19 protein-coding genes are annotated in these 18,835 nt (G+C 38.2%); 10 read left to right on the forward strand and 9 right to left on the reverse strand.

Translation table 11 applies throughout. From position 1 onward, the window contains the following. Positions 1-7: 7 nt before the first annotated feature. Positions 8-418 (forward strand): organic hydroperoxide resistance protein, encoded by a 411-nt coding sequence (locus AC1DDK_RS16195; protein ID WP_172662970.1) that lies wholly within the window; start codon positions 8-10, stop codon positions 416-418. Between the two features lie 71 nt (positions 419-489). Here the strand turns inward: AC1DDK_RS16195 and bioB are convergent, their stop codons facing one another. Genes bioB through AC1DDK_RS16215 form a run of 4 tightly spaced genes read right to left on the reverse strand, consistent with a single transcriptional unit; the run spans position 490 to position 4,634 of the window. Continuing rightward, on the reverse strand, positions 490-1,500 hold the full coding sequence (gene bioB / locus AC1DDK_RS16200) for a biotin synthase BioB (RefSeq protein ID WP_288879351.1): 1,011 nt from the start codon (positions 1,498-1,500) through the stop codon (positions 490-492). Between the two features lie 19 nt (positions 1,501-1,519). After that, positions 1,520-2,869 (reverse strand): magnesium transporter, encoded by a 1,350-nt coding sequence (gene mgtE, locus AC1DDK_RS16205; RefSeq protein WP_172662972.1) that lies wholly within the window; start codon positions 2,867-2,869, stop codon positions 1,520-1,522. A 27-nt stretch (positions 2,870-2,896) separates the two neighbouring features. Then, positions 2,897-4,018 carry a magnesium/cobalt transporter CorA gene (corA, locus tag AC1DDK_RS16210; protein ID WP_172662973.1) on the reverse strand — a complete coding sequence of 374 codons (1,122 nt, stop codon included), beginning with the start codon at positions 4,016-4,018 and terminating at the stop codon, positions 2,897-2,899. Between the two features lies 1 nt (position 4,019). Then, the gene (locus AC1DDK_RS16215; protein ID WP_172662974.1) at positions 4,020-4,634 is read right to left on the reverse strand and encodes a WbqC family protein; all 615 of its coding nucleotides are present in this window, start codon (positions 4,632-4,634) and stop codon (positions 4,020-4,022) included. Positions 4,635-4,672: 38 nt separating this feature from the next. Here AC1DDK_RS16215 and AC1DDK_RS16220 point away from each other — a divergent pair, with 38 nt between their 5' ends. Both AC1DDK_RS16220 and AC1DDK_RS16225 read left to right on the forward strand, forming a co-directional pair. Further along, positions 4,673-5,557: a lysophospholipid acyltransferase family protein gene (locus AC1DDK_RS16220; protein ID WP_288879352.1), complete on the forward strand. Its 885-nt coding sequence runs from the start codon at positions 4,673-4,675 to the stop codon at positions 5,555-5,557. Next, on the forward strand, positions 5,558-6,574 hold the full coding sequence (locus AC1DDK_RS16225; RefSeq protein WP_172662976.1) for a glycosyltransferase family 2 protein: 1,017 nt from the start codon (positions 5,558-5,560) through the stop codon (positions 6,572-6,574). A 189-nt stretch (positions 6,575-6,763) separates the two neighbouring features. On the opposite strand, the gene AC1DDK_RS16230 is transcribed toward AC1DDK_RS16225, so the two are convergent. Beyond that, on the reverse strand, positions 6,764-7,732 hold the full coding sequence (locus AC1DDK_RS16230) for a M20/M25/M40 family metallo-hydrolase (protein WP_172662977.1): 969 nt from the start codon (positions 7,730-7,732) through the stop codon (positions 6,764-6,766). 5 nt (positions 7,733-7,737) lie between these two features. Next, on the reverse strand, positions 7,738-8,157 hold the full coding sequence (aroQ, locus tag AC1DDK_RS16235) for a type II 3-dehydroquinate dehydratase (RefSeq protein ID WP_288879354.1): 420 nt from the start codon (positions 8,155-8,157) through the stop codon (positions 7,738-7,740). A 44-nt stretch (positions 8,158-8,201) separates the two neighbouring features. Here aroQ and xerD point away from each other — a divergent pair, with 44 nt between their 5' ends. Beyond that, the gene (gene xerD, locus AC1DDK_RS16240) at positions 8,202-9,101 is read left to right on the forward strand and encodes a site-specific tyrosine recombinase XerD (RefSeq protein ID WP_172662979.1); all 900 of its coding nucleotides are present in this window, start codon (positions 8,202-8,204) and stop codon (positions 9,099-9,101) included. Here xerD and prmC read toward each other — a convergent pair. Further along, positions 9,063-9,944 carry a peptide chain release factor N(5)-glutamine methyltransferase gene (gene prmC / locus AC1DDK_RS16245; protein WP_288879355.1) on the reverse strand — a complete coding sequence of 294 codons (882 nt, stop codon included), beginning with the start codon at positions 9,942-9,944 and terminating at the stop codon, positions 9,063-9,065. The genes xerD and prmC overlap by 39 nt on opposite strands. Before the next feature lie 48 nt (positions 9,945-9,992). On the opposite strand from prmC, the gene ribD reads away from it, so the two are divergent. The 5 genes from ribD (at position 9,993) to AC1DDK_RS16270 (ending at position 13,765) form a co-directional block, all read left to right on the forward strand. After that, positions 9,993-11,048, forward strand: coding sequence for a bifunctional diaminohydroxyphosphoribosylaminopyrimidine deaminase/5-amino-6-(5-phosphoribosylamino)uracil reductase RibD (gene ribD / locus AC1DDK_RS16250; protein WP_288879356.1), 1,056 nt, complete (start codon positions 9,993-9,995; stop codon positions 11,046-11,048). After that, a complete protein-coding gene (locus AC1DDK_RS16255) occupies positions 11,045-11,911 on the forward strand; it encodes an EamA family transporter (protein ID WP_337716261.1) in 867 nt (288 codons plus the stop codon). The genes ribD and AC1DDK_RS16255 overlap by 4 nt, the downstream gene beginning before the upstream one ends. Continuing rightward, positions 11,901-12,518 (forward strand): IMPACT family protein, encoded by a 618-nt coding sequence (locus AC1DDK_RS16260; protein WP_172662983.1) that lies wholly within the window; start codon positions 11,901-11,903, stop codon positions 12,516-12,518. The genes AC1DDK_RS16255 and AC1DDK_RS16260 overlap by 11 nt, the downstream gene beginning before the upstream one ends. Further along, on the forward strand, positions 12,488-13,366 hold the full coding sequence (locus AC1DDK_RS16265; protein WP_288879357.1) for a nucleoside phosphorylase: 879 nt from the start codon (positions 12,488-12,490) through the stop codon (positions 13,364-13,366). Before AC1DDK_RS16260 ends, AC1DDK_RS16265 begins: the two co-directional genes overlap by 31 nt. 78 nt (positions 13,367-13,444) lie before the next feature. Continuing rightward, entirely contained in the window at positions 13,445-13,765 is a 321-nt protein-coding gene (locus tag AC1DDK_RS16270) for a hypothetical protein (RefSeq protein ID WP_048905347.1), read from the forward strand. A 74-nt stretch (positions 13,766-13,839) separates the two neighbouring features. Here AC1DDK_RS16270 and AC1DDK_RS16275 read toward each other — a convergent pair whose 3' ends face one another. Beyond that, positions 13,840-16,125 carry a GH92 family glycosyl hydrolase gene (locus AC1DDK_RS16275; RefSeq protein ID WP_337716263.1) on the reverse strand — a complete coding sequence of 762 codons (2,286 nt, stop codon included), beginning with the start codon at positions 16,123-16,125 and terminating at the stop codon, positions 13,840-13,842. Between the two features lie 388 nt (positions 16,126-16,513). On the opposite strand from AC1DDK_RS16275, the gene mnmA reads away from it, so the two are divergent. Continuing rightward, complete coding sequence (gene mnmA / locus AC1DDK_RS16280; RefSeq protein ID WP_172662986.1) at positions 16,514-17,605, forward strand: tRNA 2-thiouridine(34) synthase MnmA; 1,092 nt, start codon at positions 16,514-16,516, stop codon at positions 17,603-17,605. Between the two features lie 132 nt (positions 17,606-17,737). Here mnmA and AC1DDK_RS16285 read toward each other — a convergent pair whose 3' ends face one another. Next, on the reverse strand, positions 17,738-18,760 hold the full coding sequence (locus AC1DDK_RS16285) for an MAC/perforin domain-containing protein (protein WP_337716265.1): 1,023 nt from the start codon (positions 18,758-18,760) through the stop codon (positions 17,738-17,740). Positions 18,761-18,835 lie beyond the last annotated feature (75 nt).

Consider the following 18,835-nt stretch of genomic DNA (forward strand, 5'->3'; position numbering starts at 1 on the left):
GAAAAATATGGAAAAACTGTATACTGCATCTGTAACCGCTAAAGGCGGTCGCGATGGACATATCAAATCTAGTGACGGAATAATAGAATTCGATTTAAGAAAACCAAAAGAGTTAGGCGGACAAGGCGGTGCAACAAATCCGGAGCAACTATTTGCCGCTGCCTGGGGAGCCTGCTATTTAGGCGCACTCGGCTCAATTGCACAACACGATGGCGTTGATACCTCCGAGGCAACTGTAGATGTTCAGGTGTCTTTTAATAAAGATGGAAACGCCTTTGTTTTATCAGCAGATCTGGATGTACATATTCCAGGGATAACTACCGAAGAAGCTCAGCACCTGGCAGAAAAAGCACACAGGGCATGTCCTTATTCTAAAGCTACTAAAGGCAATATTGAAACAAGGGTTACAGCTTTGTAAGGCCTTTTATTACATAAAAAGAGACCCGGGCATTACGTCTGGGTCTCTTTTTATGTAAAATTCTCTAATGATTAAACTGCTGCCTCAGTCTGTTTATCTGCAAGTGTATTCGCAGGTCTTCCATTTTTAAAAGCATCTCTGGTCTTTAAGCCCAACAGTTCAAACATAGCCATATCGTCAACAAACGCCGGGTTTGGTGTAGTCAGTAATTTATCACCGGCAAAAATAGAGCTTGCTCCTGCCATAAAGCAAAATGCTTGCTCCAGTGTGCTCATTTCATTTCTACCTGCCGACAATCGCACTACCGAATTCGGCATTACAATACGTGCTGTAGCAATCATTCTAACCATATCCCAAATTGGAACACGTGGTTGCGATTCTAATGGTGTTCCTTTCACCGGAACCAATGCATTTACCGGAACCGACTCCGGGTGGACAGCCATATTTGCTAAGGTCTGCAGCATAGAAACCCTGTCTTCAACAGTTTCCCCTAATCCGATAATACCACCACTGCATACTGTTAATTTTGCTTTACGCACGTTCTTTATAGTATTCAGGCGATCATCATAAGTACGGGTCGAGATAATGCGCTTGTAATCATCTTCTGAAGTGTCAATATTATGATTATAGGCATATAAACCTGCGTCAGCAAGTCGTTGGGCCTGATTTTCAGTAAGCATACCTAATGTACAGCAAACCTCCATATCCATATCATTTACGGCCTTCACCATTTCAATTACACGATCAAAGTCACGGTTATCACGTACTTCGCGCCATGCCGCCCCCATGCACAAACGTGATGCACCGCCTTCTTTAGCCTTTACAGCTGCACTTACCACCTGGCTAACCTGCATTAAAGGCTGAACTTCCAAATCAGTATGATAACGTGCTGCCTGCGGGCAATAAGAGCAATCTTCGGCGCAACCACCTGTTTTTATCGAGATCAAAGAACTCACCTGCACTTCTGCATAGTCTTTATTCTCGCGGTGTATTGTTGCTGCTTCGTAAACGAGATCCAAAAATGGCTTATGATATATGGCTGATATTTCTTCTTTTGTCCAGTTGTGTTTTGTTGGTTGCATATAATAATGAATAATAGAATTAAAGTAAAAGCTTGCTTGCTAAACCCAGCAGCAGCAAAAATCCGAAAACATCTGTAAATGTTGTAATAATTATTGAAGAAGCAATGGCCGGATCAATTCCAACCCGCTTTAAAATTAATGGAATACCTGCTCCTGTTATGCCGGCTATTAACAAATTACCTGTCATAGCCAGAAAAATCACCAATCCAAGCATTGGATTAGAATCAAAAAACACGGCAAATAAAAATACAATTAAGCCTGTTACGGCACCGTTAATAAGACCTACGGTAACCTCTTTCAATACTGTTCTGTATGCCTGGTTATCCGTAAGGTCGTATAGTGAAATCCTTCTCACGGTTACAGCAAGTGCCTGAGTAGCTGCATTACCGCCCATTCCGGCAATAATTGTCATGTAAGCAGGCAATACTTCAATTAGCTTAATAGTGGGCTCAAAATGACGGATAACCCCAGAAGCGAGAAACGCCGTTCCTAGATTCAATATCAACCATGGTAAACGCGATTTCACAGCCTCAACCCAGTTACCACTTAGTTCCTCATCTTCCGATACCCCTGATATTTTTAAGATATCCTCAGTATTTTCATCCTCTAAAACATCAATAACATCATCAAACGTTACACGTCCTAGCAATTTCATGTCATTGTCTAAAACCGGAATACTGGTAATGTTGTATTGAGAAATAAGCCGGGCAACCTCTTCCTGATCTGTATCCGGATGTACCCATGCAACCTCAGCTTTAACAAGCTCTGTTATTTTTACATTTCCTTTGGCTTTAATGATGTCCTTTAAAGAAACAATCCCCTGAAAAGTATTTTCATCGTCTATTACATAAACAGTATAAAACTCTTCAATCTCTTCGCTTTGGCGGATAATTTCATCAATAGCGTCCTTTTTGGTCAGGTTTAAATTTATACGGATAAACTCCGTGTTCATCAAACCACCGGCAGTTTCTTCGTGGTAACTTAACAAGTTACGGATGCTCGAAGCATCATCTTCACTCAGATCTCCAAGAATTTCTTTCTGTTCGTGTTCCTCCAGTTGAGATATGATGTCTGTAGCATCATCATAATCCAATTCCTCAACAATCTCTGTCCGCTTATCGGGATGCAACTGAAGCAAAAGTTCTTCAGGATGCGACTCCTCGTGCATCTCTGAGATGACTTCTGAAGCGATTTCTACCGATAAAAGGTTGATAATGCGCTGCTTGTCCTCTTTAGCTAAACTTTCAAATAAGATCGCAATTTCAGACGCGTGATATTCTTCGAGAATAACCTTTAGTTCCTCATCACTACCGCCTAAAGCAGCCTTAATCTTAGATACGTCTGTTTTGTCTAGATCGAAAGATTGCATAAGCCGCTAAGGTAAGAATAATCAGTCCTATTTAAACCATCCTTTACGCCAGAAATATATGATTTGTGCTACTGCAATAAGGCCCATACCAATCATAGTATATAAATATCCATGGGCAGCATACAATTCAGGCATATTTTTAGGCAGTAATTTACCCGTAAGTGGATCCTGTATGGCAAAATTCATTCCGTATATCCCTGCAATAAATGTTAAAGGAATAAAGATGGATGAGATAATAGTAAGTACTTTCATGATCTCATTCATTCTATTACTGATCATTGATAAGTACATATCCAGGTTACTGATAGATATCTCTTTTAAGGACTCTACAACATCAATAATCTGTATGCAATGATCATAAGCATCTTTAATATAGAGCTTCGTTTGATCGCTAACTAAAGGACTATCACTTCTCAGGATATCATTTAACTTATCCCTTTCGGGCCATACCACTCTACGAATTCCAATCAGGTTTCTTTTAATCATCTGAGTATCGAACATCACCGTTTTATCAGGTTTATCAAACAAACGGTCTTCAATAGCATCCAAATCCTCTCCCCATGAACCTAAAATCACGAAATAAGTATCAACTATAATATCCATCAGGGCATACATCAAATAGCTGCTACCAGCTATCCTTATGTTACCTTTTCCGCCTTTTAACCTCGATCTAATAGGTTCGAGGCAATCCTCGTAATTTTCCTGAAGCGTAAATAATGCATTATCTGTAAGTAAAAATGACACCTGAACATTATCCAGATCTTTATTTTCATCAAAATGGAGCATTCTGCTTACCGCATAATCATAACTACCATACTCCTCAAACTTTGGTCGCTGATAAGTACGCGTAATATCTTCTAAGACAAGTTTATTTACATTAAAATCAGTGGATAAGGTTTCAAACATCGCTAACGAATCAAACCCCTTAATTTCAATCCAAAACGTAAAATTCTTATCAGAAACAATTTGAGCTACATTATTTAAGGAACTAAGCTCCTTAACCTCATAATGTTCAGCATTGTATTTATACAACCTAATTACAGGTTTTAAGGCATTTTCATCAATGTATATAACACCAGGACTAGATCCAGCAGCTGGCAGCGAATATTTTTTGTGCTTATGATGTTTACGTTTTGCTTGTTTACTCATACTACATATATGATTTGGATTGTGGTCCCTGGTTAAACAACAAGTCTACAATACTTAAATTTGGCTTAAACCCTTCCCTATCGTCAAAAACTTGAAAATAAGGCTTATATACCGTATTATCATCTACGTTTTTAAAATGTATTTTATTAGTCCTGTAGTCTAATTCAGGAGCAATATCATCAATATATTCAGAAGTAAAATTAAGTTTTACATCCTTTTTTAACTGTTTCAATAACCATTCCAATAGCTCAAGGTTATAATCAAAAAGAAATTCAAATTTATTATGATAAAAACGGGCAAACTCATCCTCGTAAAATTCGAAATAAGCTGAATTGCGATAGCAGCTTTCAAGGCTCTTCCAATGAAGCCTTTGCCAGTTAAAATCATTACTTATTTTAACATCTTTAACCTTTGTATGGACTTTATTACCTCTAATAACAGGCACAATAAGATCCAAACTTCCATTCGGCGAGTATATTCTAGCTCTGTTTCTATAGGTCTGTTTAGGGAAATGCTCTTCCTTTTCAATCAAAAAGTTACCATCAAAGTCTTTTAAACCAGAAAAATAACTGATAGGTGGAAGATAAAAAAGTGGGAATATAGCTGAACTTTGCATCTGATAATTTATGTTTGCATTCTCAATTCGCCAAATTAATGATAAAAAAAAGCTTTTCTTCTACAGGAATATTTTTTTTGAACTTTTTGTCTCTGCTCCCAACCTCTTTGTTGTATTTCTTTGCGGCACTACTATACTATCCGCTATATTATATTCTAGGCTACCGTAAAAAAGTTGTTCGCCAGAACCTGGTCAATTCCTTTCCTCAAAAGAGCATTGAAGAGATTATTAAAATTGAGAAAGCGTACTACAGACACTTTACGCGGCTCGTTCTCGAAACAATAAAAATGGCTTCCATTTCTGAATCAGAACTTAAAAAACGTGTTAAGTTTAACAACCTTCAAATAGTAGAACAACACGTTAAAAATGGCCAAAGCATATTAGCGTGTACAGGGCATTACTGCAATTGGGAATGGGGTATGCTGGCGCTCAGTTTAACGCTTTGCCCCCAGAGCTACGTGATTTTTAAGCCAATCAACAATGAACTTTTTGACAGCTGGTTCTATAAAATGAGAACCAGATTTGGCAATCGGTTTATTGCTATGAAACAAACACTTAGAGTATTAGCATCTACCAGGAATGAGCTCACTATGTTTTGTTTTGCCAACGATCAAACACCTGTTGGACACGAAATACAATACTGGCTCCCTTTCCTCAATCAGCGTACACCTGTGTTACTTGGATTAGAAAAAATAGCCTTACAAACCAACAGGCCAGTAATCTATTTCAAAATGAAACATATAAAAAATGGTTATTATGAGGTAGATTGCGAGACAATTTGCAACGACCCAAGTAAAACTACCGAACATCAAATTACCGACATGAGTTTCAATATCCTTGAAAATATGATCAATGAAAACCCCGCCTACTGGTTATGGAGCCATAGGCGATGGAAACACAATAAACACGAAAACGCAGGATAAATGGAACCAAGTGTAGCAGTAGTGATCTTGAATTGGAATGGGCAGGCTTTGCTTCAGCAATTTTTACCCGGTGTAATTCAATCTAAGTACGGTAATTTACAATTAATAGTTGGCGACAATGCTTCTACTGATAATTCAGTTGAGTTTGTTCGTACCAACTACCCTAATATCAGGATCATACAAAACGACGCCAATTACGGATTTGCAGAAGGATACCGTAAAATACTAGAGCAGGTAGATGCCGAATATTACGTGCTTTTAAATTCAGATGTAGAAGTTCCAGAAAACTGGATACAGCCAGTTATAGATATGATGCAAACGGACAGTAGTATTGCCGTTGCCCAGCCTAAAATAAAATGGCAAAAAAACAGAAAAGAGTTTGAATATGCCGGTGCAGCCGGAGGTTACCTTGATCTTCACGGATTTCCATTCTGCAGAGGCAGACTCTTTGAGACAGTTGAATCAGACTTTGGTCAGTACAACGATTCAAGTGAGATATTCTGGGCCAGTGGAGCTGCCCTCTTTATAAAAAGCAAGCAATGGAAAGAAGTTGGCGGTCTGGACCCTGATTTCTTTGCCCACATGGAAGAAATTGACCTCTGCTGGCGCTTAAAAAACCTCGGTTACAAGGTGGTTTACTGTGCCGATGCAGAAGTATACCATGTTGGTGGTGGAACTTTAAGCGCAAATAATCCTTATAAAACCTATTTAAACTTCAGAAATAACCTGATTATACTTCAAAAGAACCTGCCAATAGGCGATGCGTATTCAAGGATATTTATTAGAATGTGTATAGATTTTGTAGCCTGGATCCATTTTTTGCTACAAGGAAAAACAGATTTTGCTTTTGCCATTAACAAAGCCCATTTTCATTTCCTTAAAAGCCTATCAGCCAACGCAAAGAAAAGAACAGCTAAACAGATCAGCTTTCAAAAACACGTTGGTCAGTATCCATCAAGTATTGTGTATGCCTATTTTATACAGAAAATCAGGTTTTTTAGTCAGCTAAAAATTTAAACGATAATCACAGATTACTTAAAACTGCCGTCATCCCGAGGAATCGAGGGATCTCTTGGCCATGCTAATTTGCTCGCAACTACTTACTGATCAAGAGATTTCTCCTATCGTCGAAATGACGGTGTGTGTAACAGCCATGGCGGAATGTTGTGCAATAACATCAACATCAACCCTTTTTCTACACCAATATCAATCCTTTTTCTCAGGAACAAACGATATTGCCCCTTCCCTGCTTGCTACACTCACAATTGCTTTGTAAATATAATCACAAACCAGTTTTTCACCGGCTATATTGATATGAGCAATATCATCCTCCGGCGTATGGTACTGAGGATGCCCTCCAGTATGAAAACCTAATACTGAAATGTTCTTTTTATAAAATGATACGTGATCCGAGCCACCAACATCATAAGCAATTACAATCGGGTTAATTCCCACCTGTGGGCCCAGACTTTTCATTAAATCCATACCACCATCAAAAGAAGCTGCACCACCCATATATAATTGCTTTTCAGCATTCATTCTGCCCACCATATCCATATTCAGCATCAGCTTAATCGCGGATAAAGGAATCAATGGATGCTCAACAAAATATTTGGATCCCAATAAACCTTGCTCCTCGGCACCAAAAGCAATTATAAGCACACTGCGTTTTAAATCTTTTCTGTTGGCCGACAATTTCTCTGCAATTTCCAGTAATGCAGCCGTACCACTCGCATTATCGTCGGCACCAAGGTGTATACCAACAGTATCCGGCTTTTTAGACGAAGGTCCACCCATTCCCAAATGATCATAATGTGCGCCAAGCACAATAAATTCATGCTTTAAAACCGGATCACTACCTTCAATAAAACCCACAACATTCTGGGTTTTAACTCTTGGGGTATCTGTCACCCCTTTTTTCACCCGTATTTTAGCAATAAATTCCTGAACATAACTACCATTAACAGGCTTAATACCAGCCTTTTTAAAGTCTTTAATCAGATAACTTACAACCTTTTTGTTTTCTTTAGTTCCAGGGAAACGGCCAGCCATTTTTGGCGAAGCAAGAAATGAGATATGACCCAGGATCTCTTTTTCAGTAACATCAGTTTGTGCAACAGCGCCAAAACCTATAGCCGAACAAACGGCCATCAATAAACAAATTTTAATCTGCATGCTTTCTAGCCCTTTAACAGACTTTCAATTGCCAGTCTGTAACCATCCATCCCAAATCCCGTTAATACGCCTCTACAGTTCTTACCTGTAAGTGAAACATGTCTGTACTCCTCTCTTGCATAAATATTAGAGATATGAACTTCAATTACAGGCGTTTTAATAGCTGCAATTGCATCAGCAATAGCTACAGAAGTATGCGTATAAGCACCACCATTAAGTACAATACCATCATAATCAAACCCAACCTCATGCAGTTTATTTACAAGCTCACCCTCAACATTACTCTGATAATAATCAATCTCAAAGATGCTATACATTTCACGCAATTGCGGAATATATTGATCAAAGCTTAAATTTCCATAAATACCAGGCTCCCTAACCCCTAAAAGGTTTAAATTTGGGCCGTTAATAATTTGTATCTTCATCAGTTCAAACTTAAAGCTAAAAACTTACATCAGAAAATTTTTGTGTGATTAATAACCCCTACTTAAAATCGTTTAAAGACTATCTAAAACTGGAGCGCTCGCTGTCCGGCAACTCTATTGATGCCTATCTTACCGATATCGATAAGTTGTTCCAGTACTTCGACTCTATAAATAAACACACTAATTTAAAGGATGTTACAAGTAACGACTTAAAGTTATTTATCACATGGATAAATGAACTCGGAATGCTCCCAAGCACACAAGCCAGAGTAATATCGGGCCTAAAGTCGTTCTTTAGTTTCCTTTTATTGGAGCAGATCATTACTATAGATCCTACAGCCCTGTTAGAATCACCCAGGTTATCACGTAAGCTACCTGATACGCTCAACATTATCGAAATCAACCAATTAATTGAGGCCATAGATGCATCCAAACCAGATGGGATGCGAAACAAAGCAATCCTTGAAGTACTCTACGGATGCGGACTAAGGGTTACAGAACTTATCAGTTTAAGAATATCCAATATACATTACGAAAGCGAGTACATAAAGGTAATTGGAAAAGGAAATAAAGAGCGTATAGTGCCAATTGGGGCCAGTGCCTTAAAATTCATTAAAATCTATATAGAAGAATCCAGGGTACATATTAGCATTAAGAAAGGATTTGAAGACTACATCTTTCTAAATCGTGGCGGAACCGGTTTATCAAGAATCTCCGTTTTTACCATGATCAAAGCTTTAGCTTTAAAGGCGGGAATAAAAAAAAGCATCAGTCCACATACCTTCAGGCATTCATTTGCTACCCATTTAATAGAAGGCGGTGCCGATTTAAGAGCGGTGCAGGAAATGCTGGGTCATTCAAGCATTACTACCACCGAAATCTATACACATCTGGATAGAGATTATCTAAAAGGAATCATTACGGAGTTTCATCCCCGAAGCTAAAACCATCCTGTCTTTGCCCTGCATATCTTTTCTTAACTCTATGTTTATAAATGATTTATCAGATAACATTTGTACTGTCTCTTTACCTAAATATTCATTAATCTCGAAACACAAAAGACCATTCTCATTCAAATTACGAAGTGCAAATTCTGCAATTGCCTCATAAAATATCAAAGGCTCTTCATTAGATACAAACAGGGCTAAATGAGGCTCGTTTTCCAATACATTTTTATGCATAGCCTTTTGCTCTTCCATTGTAATGTAAGGTGGGTTACTCACTATCACATCGTACATTTCAGTACTTTTATAGCTCAGAATATCCGCATGAATAAAGTTAATTTCAGCATTATTTAGCTGCGCATTCTCGCTGGCAATTGCCAAAGCACTTTCTGAAACATCAATAGCACTTACTTTAAAGTTATCCAGGTTCTTTTTCAGTGAAATGGCGATACAACCGCTCCCGGTACCAATATCCAAAATACTACCATTCTTAAGCGTTTTAGACTGATCTGAACCACATCTTTCTATAACCCAATCAACCAGCTCTTCTGTTTCCGGTCGCGGAATCAATACAGCGCCACTAACTTTAAAAGTTAAACCATAAAAAACAGTATCCCCAATAACATATTGCAAAGGCTCACCGGTTTTCAATCTGCTCAATGCCAGTAAATACTCATTATACTTAACATCCTCTATTTCAGCATCTGCATTTAGCATCAATTGGCTCCTATTGAAACCAGAAATATGCTCCACAGTAATATTGAAAATAGAAATTATTTCCTGTTCATCGTAAATGGCTATTAACTCATTCGTAAAATGATGCAATAATTGCTTTAAATTCATGCTATGCAAAAGTAAGTAAATCGAACAATATACCTTACTTTTGCTGTAATGACAGACCAACTATATATGCAACGCTGCCTTGAATTGGCAAAAATGGGAATCGGAAGTGTTAGCCCAAACCCACTTGTAGGATGTGTAATAGTAAATAATGGTCAAATAATTGGCGAAGGATACCACAAAAAATTCGGCGAAGCCCATGCAGAAGTAAATGCCATAAACGATGTTCTGAAAAACCATCGCGATAAAGCAGCCGAATTGCTATCAAATGCAACAGCTTACGTAAGTTTAGAGCCCTGCGCTCACTTTGGCAAAACCCCTCCCTGTGCAGATCTGCTCATTAAACACCGAATAAAAAAGGTTGTTATCGGTAATACAGACCCATTTGCAGATGTAAACGGAAAAGGAATAGAAAAGCTGCAAAATGCGGGTATTAAAGTAGAAACAGGCATTCTGGAAAACGAATGCAGGTACCTTAACCGTCGCTTTTTTACCAGGATAAAGCAACAACGTCCATTCATAATTCTTAAATGGGCTACAACAGCAAACGGATACTTTGCACCAAAAAACACTGTACAACAATGGATAAGCGGTCCACTTTCAAAAAAACTGGTACATAAATGGCGAACCGAAGAAGACGCCATACTTATTGGAAAGCAAACCGCAATTGCCGATAATCCTCAATTAAGCGCCAGAGAATGGCCCGGTAAAAACCCGGTAAGGATACTTATTGACCGCAATCTGCATGTTCCTGCCAATAACCACATATATAATAACAGCGCAAAAACCATCGTTATAAATGAAGTAAAAACAGAAGTACAAAACAATGTTCACTTCATTCAGATGGAAGATATGCAGTACTACCTGCCACAAAAAATAGCTTTCCAGCTGTATCTTATGGATATCCAATCTGTCATTATTGAAGGCGGAGCAAATATCCTTAACCAATTTATTCAGGGCAATTTATGGGATGAGGCAAGAGTTTTCACCTCTGCCACCTCTTGGTCAGACGGCATCGCATCTCCTGTAATCAATGGAATAATAACAGAAGAACACTACGTAGAAAAAGACAAATTAACTATCTATCAAAATAACCAAAACAAATGATTTACCTGCTAATAAGCATTTTTTGCAGCGTTACTGTTGGCGTACTACTAAAGTTTGCCAAAAGATATAAAATCAATATCCTTCAGGCAGTTACGTGGAATTACCTCTTTGCTATTGGCTTAAGTATTTTCTTTTTTAAACCCAGCTTCAAAGACCTTGCCTCCACTTCACATTACGATATTTATTTAGGTCTTGGAATCTTGCTGCCACTTATTTTTTGGTTCCTTGCAGGTTCAATCAGAAACATTGGCATCGCCAGAACAGACATTGCACAGCGATTATCCTTATTTATTCCAATCCTGGCCTCCTATTTCCTATTCAAAGAACACTTTACCATCACTAAAATCTGCGGACTTGCTATTGGCTTTGTAGCCATATTTTTTACTTTACATAAGAAAACAACGCAAAGAATTACCATTGGCAGCTGGTTTTACCCGCTTGTAGTTTTTGTAGGTTTTGGGATAATAGACATACTTTTTAAGCAGGTTGCACAGATCAAATCAATACCTTATACTACTTCATTAACCATCGTCTTCATCTTAGCTTTTACCATTTCAATTGTTGCCATCCTATATTTCAGGGCATTCAAAAACCAAAAGCTGGAACTGGTTAACTTCCTTTGTGGCTGTGTGTTAGGCTTCTTTAACTTCTTCAATATCCTGTTCTACCTTAAAGCGCATGGTGCAATGGCACAAAACCCATCAACCGTATTTGCCAGTATGAATATGGGTGTAATTATCCTGGGCAGCCTTATCGGAATATTTGTTTTCAAAGAAAAACTAAACAAATTGAACTACTGGGGTCTGTTTTTAGCGCTGGCCGCCATTATTTTAATAACACTATCTAAGATTTATGCTATTTGATGACACCTATAAAACCATATCCGCTGCTTCCGAAGGGGTTTTTAAGGATAAAGGAAGCAAATTTATTGCTTATGCATACCCCATACGTTCTGATGAAGAAGTAAAAAATATACTTCAAAATCTTCGGTCAGAACATCCAAAAGCACGTCATTTTTGCTGGGCATTGCGTTTAAGTCCTGATAGAAGCGTATTCCGAATTCAAGATGATGGCGAGCCATCTGGCACAGCCGGCAGACCTATTTTAAACACACTGCTCTCGGCTGATATAACAAATATCCTTATTGTAGTGGTAAGGTATTTCGGCGGCACTTTACTCGGTGTACCCGGTTTAATTAACGCCTATAAAACTGCTGCTGCAGAAGCAATTAAAGAAGCCAATGTTGTAGAAAAAACACTAAACGATATTTACGAAATCACCTTCGATTATCTGGCTATGAATGATGTAATGCGCCTAATGAAAGACGAGCAGTTGAACATCCTTAATCAAAATTTTGACAACGCTTGTGTGATACAGTTTGAGGTAAGAAAGGCAAATTTAAATACAGTATTAGGTAAATTAGATAAGATTGAGAACATATGGGAAATAAAATATCTGAAGCAGACCTGATTATTAATCAGGATGGTACCATCTACCACCTGAGCCTGCTGCCCGAAGACTTGGCTCAAACAGTAATTACAGTTGGTGATCCAGACAGGGTTTCTGAAGTTTCTAAACACTTCGATAGCATAGAGCTTAAAAAAGGAAAACGTGAATTTATAACCCATACAGGTTATTTAGATAAAAAGCGCATTACCGTAATTTCTACAGGCATTGGAACAGATAACATCGACATCGTTTTTAATGAACTTGATGCCCTTGTAAACATTGATTTTGAAAAGCGGGAAGTTAAAAAAGAATTAACCTCATTAGATATTATTCGCATTGGTACCTCAGGTGCTATACAGCCCGACATACCCATGGGAACCATACTTGCTTCTTCATTTGGCCTCGGACTGGATGCCTTAATGCAATACTACATTAATGAACTATCTGGTGATGAACATAGCATTCTAGATGCCTTTAAATCACGGTTTTCGCATATTAAAGGCATTACCCCTTACCTTACAGCCGCCGACAATGTATTGCTGAATACCATAGGAAGTGATATGGAAAAAGGAATCACAGTAACTGCTCCAGGTTTCTATGCACCACAAGGCAGACAGGTAAGAGCTAAGAATGCCATACCTGATTTTATCAATTTATTAAATAATTTTCAGCATAGTAACTATAGAATTACTAACTTAGAAATGGAAACCGCAGGAATTTATGCGTTGGCAAAAGCTTTAGGACATAAAGCCCTGTCAGTAAATGCAATACTTGCAAGCCGGGTTAATTTCGAATTCAGTAAAAATCCGGCGGCAGTTGTAGACAAGGCGATAAAAATGGTTTTAGAGAAAATAATCAAACAAAAATAATGCGTCCAATGTTCATTCGGTATGATTAATGTACATTCAATAGAAATGTTTGGTCAATAGAATTAAATTAAGAATAATATGTTTGGGAAAATAAAAGAGAGATTCGTGCTATCTGTGGTAAATACTTCGCTTGCTGGTTACGAAGCGAAAGATTTAAATACCGGAAAAAGACTGATCTCTGTAATTGCGGGTGTATATATCTTACAAAAGGGAATCAGAAATATTCGTCAACATCCGTTTACTGGTATAGAAGAAGTAGCGCTGGGAAGTATCCTGCTGTATAATGCAGCAAGTGGTTTAAACAAAAAAATAATTAAAAAACCAACCGAAATATCGGATATAAGAAGAAATCAAATTCAGGGCAATGATCCGAGATCAGATGTGCCTGCGTTTGTTTAGAAATGAATTCAGCGATTAAACAGAAAAGGCCGATAGTTATATCGGCCTTTTCTGTTTAGCATTATTTAAAACCTTTATTTCTTAACCGGTTTAGATGTCATATAAAACGTCAGTTTCCCCCCACCCGTAATATCAGAATGCTTTATGGTAGTTCCAGCAAGTTGTTTTCCATTTAACAAAACCCTCTGAACATATACATTCTTATCACTTTGGTTTAAAGCTTCAACAGTAAATGTTTTTCCATTTTCAAGTGCTAGCACTGCATTTTTAACCGCCGGACTTCCTAAAGAATAATCTTCCGATCCCGGAGATACAGGATAAAAACCTAAAGAAGAAAACATATACCACGCACTCATTTGTCCACAATCATCATTACCACCAAGTCCATCAGGTGTTGGCTTATATTGCATTTTCAAAATCATGCGTATCTTTTCCTGTGTTTTCCACGGCTGCCCAATCCAATTGTATAAATAAGCCACATGGTGAGCAGGCTCATTCCCATGCACATATCCACCAATAATACCCTCTCTGGTAATATCCTCAGTTTCGGCAAAAAACTCATCCGGAAGATGCATAGAAAACAAAGAATCTAATCTTAATCCAACCTTTTTATTGCCACCCATCTGCTCAATTAAAGCTTTAGGATCCTGAGGTACAAAGAAACTGTAGTTCCATGTGTTACCTTCAATAAATCCCTGGCCATGAGTACTTAACGCATCAAATTCCTTTTTAAACGAACCGTCAGCCATTTTTGGTCTCATAAAACCAATCGACTTATCAAACACATTTTTCCAGTTTCCTGAACGTTTGGTAAACTCATCATAAACATCCGTTCTGTTTAACTTTTTAGCCAGCTTGGCAATACACCAATCATCATATGCATATTCTAATGTATTTGAAACCGACGTTCCGCTGCGCTCTGCAGGAATGTAACCCAAATCAATGTAATCACCTATCCCCTCGTAGTCGCGATGATTAGCAGTCGTTATACAAGCATCCAGTGCCTTGTTAGCATCACCATTATATACACCTTTAATAATTGCATCCGTTAAAACAGAAACACTGTGGTAACCACTCATACACCAGTTGTCATTTGCATAGTGAGACCATATCGGAAGCATTTTAAGCGCACTCTGATCATAATGAGCCATCATAGATTTTACAATATCGTTGTTTCTGGCAGGCTGCATAATGTTCAGGAAAGGATGCAGAGCACGATAAGTATCCCACAAAGAGAACGTGGTGTAGTTGTTAAAGCCATCGGCTTTATGTACGTTCTGATCCAACCCTTTATATTCTCCGTTTACGTCGCTATAGTTTGTTGGATTAATAAATGCATGATACATTGCAGTATAAAAATTAATCTTATCATCTTCAGAAGCATCAATTTTAATCTTGTTAAGCTCCTTATTCCACTCTGCCTGTGCCTGCTGTTTTACCTTATCAAAATCCCATCCCTGAGTCTCTGCCTGCATGTTTTCTAATGCATTGGCCTGACTAACCGGTGATAAAGCGAACTTTACCTTGATCTTTTCCTGCTCTTCAGTTTTAAAATCAAAATACATTCTGATACGTCTTCCCGCTATATCAGGGAAGTTTTTAGTCTGGTCAAACTTTCTCCAGAAACCTTTATATACCTGAGGCTTATCGAAATTCTTTTGTCCATAAGAAACAAACGGTTTAGAAAATGACATAGCAAAATACACCGTGCGCGTACGTGCCCAACCATTAGTTTGTCTGTAACCCGTAATTAAAGTATCATTTACCACACGCACAAAAGTCCATACCGTTTTGTCGTCATAGTTATAAATGCCCGACATCAAATCCAGTATAATATGCGATTGATCTGACTTAGGAAATGTATACTGATGCATACCTACCCTATTAGTTGCGGTAAGTTCAGCTAAAATATTGTCATCGTCTAGTTTAACCTTATAATATCCGGCCTCTGCAACCTCATTATCATGAGAAAATGCCGATCTAAACCCTGATTTAGGATCATCCGCTGTACCTGGATTTAATTGAAGTTTTCCTTGAGTTGGCATAATCAGGAAGTCACCCAGATCAGAGTGTCCCGTTCCGCTAAAATGTGTGTGGCTAAATCCTACAATCGTTTTATCCTCATACTTGTACCCTGCACAATACTTATAAACGTCGCCATTATACTTGCCGTTCAATTCGTACGACAAAGTATCAGTATCAGGGCTTAGCTGAACAGATCCAAAAGGAACCGTAGCTCCTGGATAAGTATGTCCCATTTTTTGTGTTCCAATAATTGGTTTCACATATTTTACCAGGCTTTGCTGCGCATTTACTAGCACCGGAGCCGATAAAAAGCAGTACAGGAGGATTTTTTTCATATTTAACTTTAGTTCTATTTTTTTATGATTGTCTAAGGTATAAAAAAATCATACAAAAAACAGCTTTTTCAGTCTTGCTATAACGTTTGATCAAAATATTTCTCACTATGCTTTAACCATCTACCATCCATACCTATCACCCCTTAACTCTCTTCCTAACTAAACCTCCCTTCCTCTCCTCCCAATTCGGCTAAAATTCAGTGTCGGGAAGAGGGCATCGGAACCATTTGCGCCCTTCAGCGCAATTTGTTCCAGCCCGAAAACCGATCACTTAATTTTACTTTGACAACCTATTGACGTCTCAATTAAAAAATTCCCATTAAAATCACTTACTTTTGCATCTTATTTCTAATCACCGGGCTTTGAACCCGAGGCAGTATTAAATAAAATGAGTAAAAAAGGAAGAATATTAGTCGCCATGAGTGGCGGTGTCGACAGTTCAGTAGCCGCAGTAATGCTACACGAGCAAGGTTATGAAGTTATTGGGCTTACCATGAAAACATGGGACTATGCCACATCAGGCAGCAGCAGTAAGGAAACAGGTTGCTGCAGTTTGGATAGCATAAACGATGCCCGAACGCTTGCCGTAAACTATGGCTTCCCACATTACATCCTTGATATTCGCGACGAGTTTGGAGATTTTGTAATCGACAACTTTGTTGATGAATACCTTGCCGGCCGCACTCCAAACCCATGTGTATTGTGCAACACCCATATCAAATGGGAAGCACTATTAAAACGTGCCAACAAACTGGATTGCGAATTTATTGCAACCGGACATTACGCGAACATCCGACAACAAGATAGCGGTCGTTATGTAATCTCTAAAGGAAAAGACGAAAACAAAGACCAATCATATGTACTGTGGGGAGTTTCTCAGGAAAACCTTGCACGTACACAATTCCCTTTAGGTTCATTTGCCAAATCTGATATCAGACAAATGGCTTTAGATATGGGACAGGAAGAACTTGCTAAGAAAAGTGAAAGCTACGAAATCTGTTTTGTACCTGACAATGATTACCGTGCTTTCTTAAAACATAAAGTTGAAGATTTAGAAGACAGAGTTGCTGGTGGTAACTTCATCACTAAAGACGGAATGGTAGTTGGTCAGCATAAAGGCTACCCTTTTTACACCATTGGCCAACGTAAAGGACTTGGAATTGCGTTCGGCGAACCAATGTTTGTAACCCAAATCATGCCTGAAAGTAATACAGTAGTACTTGGAAGAGCCGAAGATCTGGAAAGAAACGAGGCCCTTGTACGCAACGTTAACCTGGTAAAATACGGAAGTATTTTAGAGCCAATGGATAACGTGGTTACTAAAATCCGATATAAAGATGCAGGTATGTTAAGCACTATTGTTCAGGAAAAAGACAAAATGCGCGTAGTATTTGATCATAATGTATCAGCAATTGCACCCGGCCAATCAGCAGTTTTCTATGAAGGAAACGATCTGTTAGGCGGCGGTTTCCTTTGTTAAAAGACATAAAGGTCGTCATCTCGAGGCAACGAGAGACCTCTTGACTACAAAGCAGCTACAAATTGCATAACCAAGAGATCTCTCCTATCGTCGAGATGACGATGCAGACCGTCATGATTCAGTACCTTAAATTTAATTTGTCAATTTAGCCGCTTTAGAGGCAAAATATTGTTCGAGATAAGATTTTACCTCAGCTTTTTTTACGCTATCATCAATAAAGCTATCAAGCGGTACCAAACCATTGTCATAAGCAAAAATAAACTGTGCATTATCTTCTGTATTAGCCGAAAGCCAGTTTGTAATATTCACTATTTGCCTATTATTTATAGTTTCGATTTTCAATTTGCTCATATCGCCGCCAGTAGAGCTAAAGTAGATCTGGGCCGAAGAATTTGCATTTAAGTTCCGTAAATTCACATCATCCAAACCGCCAGTTGGTAAACCAAATGTCCGTTTCACAGCATAACGTAATCCCTCCTTAATGATAGATTGTCTATTTTCCCCCTTAGCTTCTGCCTGATAAAAGACGTCTAATTTAGCACCCATTCTCACCCCTTTCAGAACATGAGTTCCATATTTATGAACAAGCTCCTGAGCACTTAATAAAGTAATATCTCTCTTAAAACCAGATGTTAAAGAATTATTTAAGGACTGCCAATCATGAAACTTGCATCTTTTAAAAATCCAGTAAAGGCAATAATGTCCATAAACATACTTTTTATCAGTAACAAAGGTTCCAGGGAATGTATTTTCTACGGTGTTTCCAAAGAGTCTCAAACCTTGAGTGTCTTGAAACGAATTGGAAAATCTTTCTGATAAATCTACTGCATTATCCGCTTCGATAGTTTTCCATGAACCCTCTCCGGCTCTATCTATGTTAATTTTAGAAAATTCAGCAGCAGTATAAGCTTCAACATCAACTACGCTTGCTCTTATAGAAGCCTGGTTATTGAACTTATCTGTAGCATCATATCCAAATCCTAAAAAATTATAGGTTTCAGATGGCTGATATAAGGGTTGAGTCTCTTCAGTTGCTCCGTTAACTACCAGTTCAATATCTGGTGATAATTTCTCTTCAATTATGATTTCTTCAGATTTTTTCTTGCACGAGGCAAACGTGACAACGACTACCATAAATAGAATTGCTTTTTTCATTTGGTTCAAATTTGTGTGTGTATTCTCGTCCTCAATTTTAACGCCATTTTTACAGAAAAAATTAAAAATAGCGTA

It is taken from the genome of Pedobacter sp. 05T44, assembly GCF_056395985.1.